This window comes from Myxococcus sp. CA039A, assembly GCF_013336645.1.
In the GTDB taxonomy this organism is placed as follows: Bacteria; Myxococcota; Myxococcia; order Myxococcales; family Myxococcaceae; genus Myxococcus; species Myxococcus llanfairpwllgwyngyllgogerychwyrndrobwllllantysiliogogogochensis.
The window spans coordinates 1-7216 of sequence record NZ_JABUMQ010000453.1; the positions used below are offsets into that span (position 1 = coordinate 1).

5 protein-coding genes are annotated in these 7216 nt (G+C 70.2%); 2 read left to right on the plus strand and 3 right to left on the minus strand.

The features are described 5' to 3' along the window. From HR086_RS43080 to HR086_RS43090, 3 genes are all read right to left on the minus strand, one after another. The coding region (locus HR086_RS43080; RefSeq protein ID WP_174468542.1) for a serine/threonine-protein kinase at positions 1-1124 on the minus strand (1124 nt) is incomplete at its 3' end. 135 nt (positions 1125-1259) lie between these two features. Next, the gene (locus HR086_RS43085) at positions 1260-2132 is read right to left on the minus strand and encodes a hypothetical protein (RefSeq protein WP_373564430.1); all 873 of its coding nucleotides are present in this window, start codon (positions 2130-2132) and stop codon (positions 1260-1262) included. A 362-nt stretch (positions 2133-2494) separates the two neighbouring features. Then, positions 2495-3904: a serine/threonine-protein kinase gene (locus tag HR086_RS43090; protein ID WP_141647411.1), complete on the minus strand. Its 1410-nt coding sequence runs from the start codon at positions 3902-3904 to the stop codon at positions 2495-2497. Positions 3905-4186: 282 nt separating this feature from the next. Here HR086_RS43090 and HR086_RS43095 point away from each other — a divergent pair, with 282 nt between their 5' ends. Both HR086_RS43095 and HR086_RS43100 read left to right on the plus strand, forming a co-directional pair. After that, a complete protein-coding gene (locus HR086_RS43095; protein ID WP_174468543.1) occupies positions 4187-6448 on the plus strand; it encodes a PAS domain S-box protein in 2262 nt (753 codons plus the stop codon). Beyond that, positions 6445-7216: OPT/YSL family transporter (locus HR086_RS43100; RefSeq protein ID WP_174468544.1), on the plus strand; the 772-nt coding region annotated here is incomplete at its 3' end. The genes HR086_RS43095 and HR086_RS43100, both read left to right, overlap by 4 nt.

Below are 7216 nucleotides of genomic sequence, written 5' to 3' on the forward strand. Positions count from 1 at the left end.
CACCACCCCACGCCGCCCACCAGGCAGACCCCCACGCCCAGTGCCAGCAGGGCGCGCGGTAACTCGATGGCGCGACGCGTCCGCGTCACCGGCCGCGCCCGGACCACGAGTCTTGGCGGCTCCGCTTCGGCCAGGGGCTCGACGGTCTGAATCGCGGGCAGCCTCCCGGAGTGGCTGGAGCGCCGTCCTCGCGACGGGGTCCGCGGGCTTGGGCCGTCGGGTGGGAGCTCGGCGGCGTCCGGGAACAGCGGCTGCTCCCACGCCGCGTCGGCGCTGGCGAGCGCGGTCTCCAGGGCCTCGCACCAGGTTCTCGCGGTGCCCCGGCGCCAGGGCTGCTTGGAGAGCAGCCGCAGACACAGCTCGCTGAGTTCCCACGGCACCCGGGGGTTGAGCACGTACGGTGTCACCGGAGGGTGGTGGATGACGGCCAGTTCTCCCTCGGGTGTCTCGACCTGCTCGAAGGGGTAGCGCGCGGTGAGCATCCAGTAGAGGACGACTCCGAGCGCATACAGGTCATCCGCGCTGGTGGCCGGGTACACGCCGTCGCGGCCCTCGCGGCGGAAGGCCAGGGCCTCCGGGCTGCGGTAGCGCGGGGTTCCGGGGGGCAGCACGCCGCGCGGCAGTCGGGGCGCTCCGGAGTAGTCCCCCACGCCGAAGTCCATCAACACCGGCGTGCCGTCCTCCTCGCGCACCACCACGTTGGCTTCCTTGATGTCGCGGTGGAGCACCTGCGCCGCGTGCGCGGCCTCCAGTCCTCGCGCCATCCCCAGCGCCAGCCGCGCCGCGCTCCGTGCCCCGGGGTTCTCCTCTTCCACCCACTGGGCCAGCGGGCGCCCGCGCACGTACTCCATCGCCAGATAGAGCCACTCGGGCGCCTCCGGCGGGAACAGGCCGCCGTCGCGGAAGCCCACCACGTTGGGGTGCGCCAGCCGCGTCAGGATGGCCACCTCGCGCCGGGCCCAGCCGCCCAGCTGCGCCAGCGACTGGAGCTTGAGCGCCACGGCCTGTCCGTCGCGAGTGGCCCGATACACCACGCCGCAGCCGCCCGCGCCCAGCAGTCCTTCCACCGTGTAACCGGCGATGTCCGTGCCCTCGGGCGCGTCCAGGACGTGAAGACCGTTCATGCCACCTCCCGTGTCCGGCCCGACCTCGGGAATGGGGAGAGATTAACACCACCCATTGGGATGTCCCCACCGGCGGGGGCCCGGGGGCCCGACACGCCGGCGCGGACTGTGTCGTGGAAGACCAACGGTCCGCCCTCAGGGGCACGTGCCACAATCCGCGCGGCAGCTCAACGCGGTGGTGTCCGTGCCGCAGCGCTCGGTGAACTGACAGATGCCGTCGCCGCAGCGATAGATTTCCTGCGAGCGAATCCGCGCGGTGATGGGGCGGTACGACTTCCCGTTGTACGCGCAGCTCTCGTAGTAGGGCTGGGGCGTGGTGCCGACGACCGCGGGCTGGCACAGCGTGGCGCACATGCCCACGTGGGTGATGGGAGGGCACGCCTGCGTGGGGCCCGACGCCAGTCCACACGTGCGCGGGGTGCTCTTGTCCGCGGACAGGTAGGGCTGGTCATTGGCCGCGAAGACGCCGGTGCCGTCGAACAGGTTGCCGAAGAAGCACGCCTCCTGCTGGTTGTACGTGGCCAGCTCCTCCGCCGTGTAGGGGATGGGCGCGTTCGTTTCGGACGTGGTGAGGCCCAGCACGGAGATGGGCACGTGGAGGCCGTACTTGTTCGCGTGCGCCGCGAGGCAGGCGGAGACCACCTGCTGCTCCACCTCCGTCGCCGGCAGCCCCGAGGCCCAGCGCGGCGCCAGCCCCAGCGCTCCGAGCCACATGTGTGTGATTCCCGTCACCGGATTGGTGAACTGGCGCGCCACCCCCGCCTGCACCGCGCACGTCACCACGTAGGCCATCACCGAGTCCGCCGTCGCCGGATCCTGGTTGAACCAGGTCACGAAGCCATTCGTGGACAGGCCATTTGTCGACAGGCCATTCGTGGACAAGCCATTCGTGGACAGGCCATTTGTCGACAGGCCATTCGTGGACAGGCCATTTGTCGACAGGCCATTCGTGGACAGCTGGCCTTGTCGCAGGTGCCCGAGGTCATCTCCCACCGGTTCCACCCCCACGCCACAGGCCCCCGTTCCAAGCGCCAGACTCAGGAGCCCCGCGAGCCATCCCCGGGCGTGGAGTTGGAGAGCGGTGGTGTGACGACGCGACGGCGAAGCTGGTGTGCGGTGCATGCTTTTCCCCCGTGTGTGGCAGTCAGCGTTCGCTGACCACCTTGCCGCCCACCTGTTTCAGCACTCCCAAAGAATGCCGCTGTAACTGATGGGTTCGACAAGATTTGCCGGGGTTTCAGGCTTTTGCATGCCGCATGGGAAATAATTTTCCCATGGAAGCTGAATCACAACAGTCAGGCTGTAAGGTCCTGGACTCAGGCAGTCCTGGATGAAATGGAATCAACGGATGTCTGTGATTTCCGGGAGGCCTAGATTGGTTCCGGGAATTCCAGGGACAAGGCCGCGGCGGGGGTGAGGGCGAAGCCCTCGGGTCCGCGCAATCGCCAGGCGCCCACGTCGGTGACGGGGCCTCCCACGACTTCGGACTCCCCGGTGTCGCCGCGCGTCTCGGCCTGGCCCAGGTGCAGGCACAGGTGGACGCGGGCATCCACGGGGTCGGCGAGCTTCTGCGCGGCCTGCTGGAGGATGCGCAGGGAGCGCTCGGCCTCGCGCAGGTACGCGGTGCGCTCCGGCGTGGGCGCCCCGTTCTCCAGGGGGCGCACGGCCAGCAGGGTGGTGCCGGACTGGAGCGCGAGCAGGAAGCCGCCGCCGCGCAGGCCCTGCTCGAGTCCGTCCAGCACATCCGCGAGCACGGCGTACATCGCGTCGTCGTCCTGCGCGGCGGAGGGCAGCATCACCTCCGCGTGGACGGCGAGCGCCAGCCGGGAGCGGTTCGCGGGCTGCACGGGCTCCTCCGCGGCGTCGGCGAGCGAGGCGAGGAAGGCGCCCACGCTGCTGAAGCGCCGGCTGGCGTCCTTCTCCAGACAGCGCAGCACCACCGCGTCCACGGCGGGGGACACCGGGGCGATGGCGCTGGGCCGGGGCGCGGGGGCCTCCAGGTGCAGCCGCTCCAGCTCCATCCGGTCCTCGCAGAGGAACGGGTAGCGGCCGGTGAGCAACTGGTGCAGCAGCACGCCCAGCGCGTAGATGTCCGTGTACGGGCCAATGGTGGAGCCGCGGAACTGCTCGGGCGCCATGGCGTGCGCGGTGCCCAGCCGCTGGCCGGCGATGGTGAGGCCCTCCTGCGAGGGCTCCGCGTGCATCAGCTTGGCGATGCCGAAGTCGAGCAGCTTCACCCGGGGCTTCTCGCCCTCCTCCACGACGAGGATGTTGCTGGCCTTCAAGTCGCGGTGGACGACGCCGGCGCGGTGCGCGGCCTCCAGCGCGCCGCACACGGGCTCCAGGTAGGCGCGCGCGCGGGACGCGGAGAGCCGGCCGCGCTCCTGCACCACCTGGCCCAGCGTCCGGCCCGCGAGCAGCTCCATGACGTAGTAGGGGCTGCCGTCCGGCATCAGCCCGAAGTCATAGACATCCACGATGTTGGGGTGGCGAATCTGGTTCACCACGCGGGCCTCGCGCACGAAGCGCTTGAGCATCTCGCCCTGATCCGCCAGGTGCGGATGCAGCACCTTCACCGCGGCGCGGCGGCCCAGAATCCGGTGCTCGGCTTCGTAGACGCTGCCGTGTCCACCGGAGGCGAGCAGGGCCTTGAGGATGTACTCGCCCGCAAGCGTGCCAGGGCCCCGTTCACCTCGGCCCGCATCGCCACGACCTCGCTCGGAGCCATGCAGATCCGCCCGTGCCTGGATGCGGAACGTGCTCTCGGAGTCGGCCGCCATGTGTGGTCAGCACCCTACCACCCACCCTGGAGCCCTGCTGCATGCCCCGGGCCCGAAGCGACCGCCGCGTCGCGCCAATCCCCGCCATGCGTTCACCACCCATCACCTCGGGTGGGGTGCGCGGGGGCAGATGTTGCCTTGCGAATGCTCGGACGCCCCAACACCCCGGGTGGTTGGACGCCGTGGCTGGGGACTGCTGGATTCTCGGGACGTGACATCACGCGTGCGAGTCGGGGCAGGTCGGGTGGACGGAAGCGGCGCGTGGTGCCGGGGGGCCTCTTGATGACGACATTGGATGACCTCACGACCTGCGCCGGCATGGCGCTGGCTCCGCCTTCCTCGACGGGTGCCTGCCTCATCCTCATCAGCACCACCACGCCCGCGGCCATCGGCAAGGCGTACCGGCTGGAGCCCGGCGAGCACATCATCGGCCGAGGCTCCGAAGCCACGGTGCGCATCGACGACCACGGCGTCTCGCGAAAGCATGCCCGCATCATCCGCGCGCTCGACGGGGGCTGCCACGTCACGGATTTGGAGTCGACCAACGGCACGCTGCTCAACGGCACGCCCATCGCCACGGCGGAGCTTCAAGAGGGAGACCGGCTCCAGATTGGCACCGTCACGGTGTTCCGCTTCTCCAAGCGGGAGCTCCTGGAGCAGCGTGAGGAGCAGCTGCGGCAGGCGTTGTCCGCCGCGCGCGTGGGCATCTGGGATTGGAACGCGCAGAGCGGCCGGGTGACGTGGAGCGAGCAGGTGGACCGGCTGTTGGGGCTGGCGGTGGGAAAGCTGTCCGGCCGCGCCATGGAGCTGGAGGAGGTGGTGCACCCCGGCGACCTGCCGCGCGTGCGGGAGGCCCTGTCCACCGCGCTGGAGAAGAAGACGCAGGTGGATGTGGAGTACCGCATCGAGCCGCAGGGCAGCGGGTGGCGGTGGATTTCCTGCAAGGGTGACGTGCTGTGCGACGCGTCGGGCATGCCGGCGCGGGTGACGGGCACGGTGATGGACATCACCGCGCGCAAGCAGGCCGAGCAGGAGCTGAACCGTCAGGCGCTCATCTTCGAGAGCATCTACGACGGCGTGGTGATTACCGATTTGGGCGGCGGCATCATCGACTGGAACGCCAGCGCGGAGCGGATGTTCGGCCGCAACAAGACGGAGGCGCTGGGGCAGACGCTCTTCCGCGTGCTGCATCCGGAGGAGCCGGACCGGCTCACCGGGATGGTGCTCGCCGCGCTGGAGAAGCAGGGGCGGTGGACGGGGGAGCTGGAGTTCAAGCGCCACGACGGAACCACCTGTTGGTGCGAGTCCGTCGTCGTGCCGCTGCGCGACAGCGAGGGGCGCACCATCGCCAACATCATGGTCCACCGCGACACGTCGGAGCGAAAGCAGCTCCAGGCGCACCTCGTCGTGGCGGACCGGCTGGCGTCGGTGGGCACGCTGGGCGCGGGCGTGGCGCACGAAATCAACAACCCGCTGGCCTACATGCTCGTCAACCTGCACCTGGTGCGCGAGGGGCTGGAGCGGATGGAGAGCCAGGTGCCCGCGGCGGCCATCGCCTCGCTCCAGCAGTTGGTGCGCGAGACGACCGAGGGCGCCGAGCGCATCGCCACCATCGTCCGCGACTTGAAGGTCTTCGCGCGCGGCGAGCAGGAAGTGCAGCTGATGCCGGTGGACGTGCGCCGCGCGGTGGAGCTGGCGTGCAAGATGGCGGACAACGTCATCCGCCACCGCGCGCGGCTGGTGACGGAGTTCGAGCCGGTGGCCCCGGTGGAGGCCAGCGAGTCGCGGCTGTGCCAGGTGTTCCTCAACCTGCTGCTGAACGCGGCGCAGGCGATTCCGGAGGACCGCTCGCCGGAGCACGAGCATGAAATCCGCGTCGTCATCCGCGCGGGAGACCGCGGCCGGGTACTGGTGGAGGTGCGGGACACGGGCATGGGGATGTCGCCCGAGGTGATGGACCGCATCTTCGACCCGTTCTTCACCACGAAGCCCGTGGGCGTGGGCACGGGGTTGGGGCTGTCCATCTGCCACGGCATCATCGAGTCGATGGGCGGCTCCATCCATGCGGAGAGCGACCCGGGCAAGGGGAGCACCTTCCGCGTGGTGTTGCGCGCGGCGACGCGGGAGCTGGAGGTGTTGCCGAGGCTGACGGCGGTGGTGGCCGTCAATGCGCGGGCGCGCATCCTCGTCGTGGATGACGAGCCGAACGTGACGCTGGCGCTCCAGCGCTCGCTGGCGGCGGACCATGAGGTCGCCACGGCGAACAGCGCGCAGGCGGCGCTGAGGTTGCTCAACGAGGGCAGCCGCTTCGACCTCATCCTCTGCGATGTGATGATGCCGGGGATGACGGGCATGGACCTGTACCACGAGCTGGGGCGCAGCGTGCCGGAGCAGGCGGGCCGCATGGTGTTCATGACGGGCGGCGCCTTCACCCCGCGCACGGTGTCCTTCCTGCGCGACGTGCCCAACCTGAAAATCTCCAAGCCGTTGGACCTCACCCAGCTCCGGGAGTTGGTGGGTCGTTCAGCGGAGGCGGGCAGATGAGCAGTCCCCTGGAACCCATCGTGTCCTCCACTCCTGTTGTTCCCGAGGTCGCCGGCGAGACGCGTCTGGCGGCGGTCTCCGATGAAGCACCGTCCCCTGTCCGCGAGCCGAGGGAGGGGACCGCGCGTGCGCTGGGGATGGGGCTCGTCGTCGGCGCGCTCCTGGCTGTCACCAACGTGTCCATGGGGTTGAAGCTGGGCTGGTGGGAGAGCGGCTCCGTCACGGCGGCGGTGCTGGGCTTCGGTGGCCTGGCGGCGGTGTCACGCAGGCGCGGCTCGCCGTACACGCCGCTGGAGAACAACCTCACGCAGGTGACAGCGGTGTCGGTGGGCGCGATGCCGGCGGCCGCGGGGCTCCTGGGGCCGCTGCCCGCGCTGATGCTGCTGGGGTTGGACGTGCCCGGCGTGGGAGTGGCGGTGTGGAGCGTGGCGCTGGGGGTGCTCGGTGTGCTGGCGGCGCACCTGTTGCGGCGGCGGTTGATGGAGGAAGAGGCGCTGGCCTTTCCCACCGGCATCACCACGGCGGAGCTCATCACCGCGATGCATGCCTCGGCGCCCGAGGAGAATCGCGGGCGCGGGGTGTGGTTGGCGGTGGCGGCGGGGGTGTCCGCGGCAATCACGGCGGTGCGCGATGTGCTCCAGAAGCTGCCCGGAATGGTGGCGGCACCGGGCTCGGTGGGCGGGGTGTCGACCGCGTCGCTGACGTGGGGGCTGGCGTGGAGTCCCATGCTGCTCGCGGTGGGGATGATGGCGGGGCTGCACCTGGGCT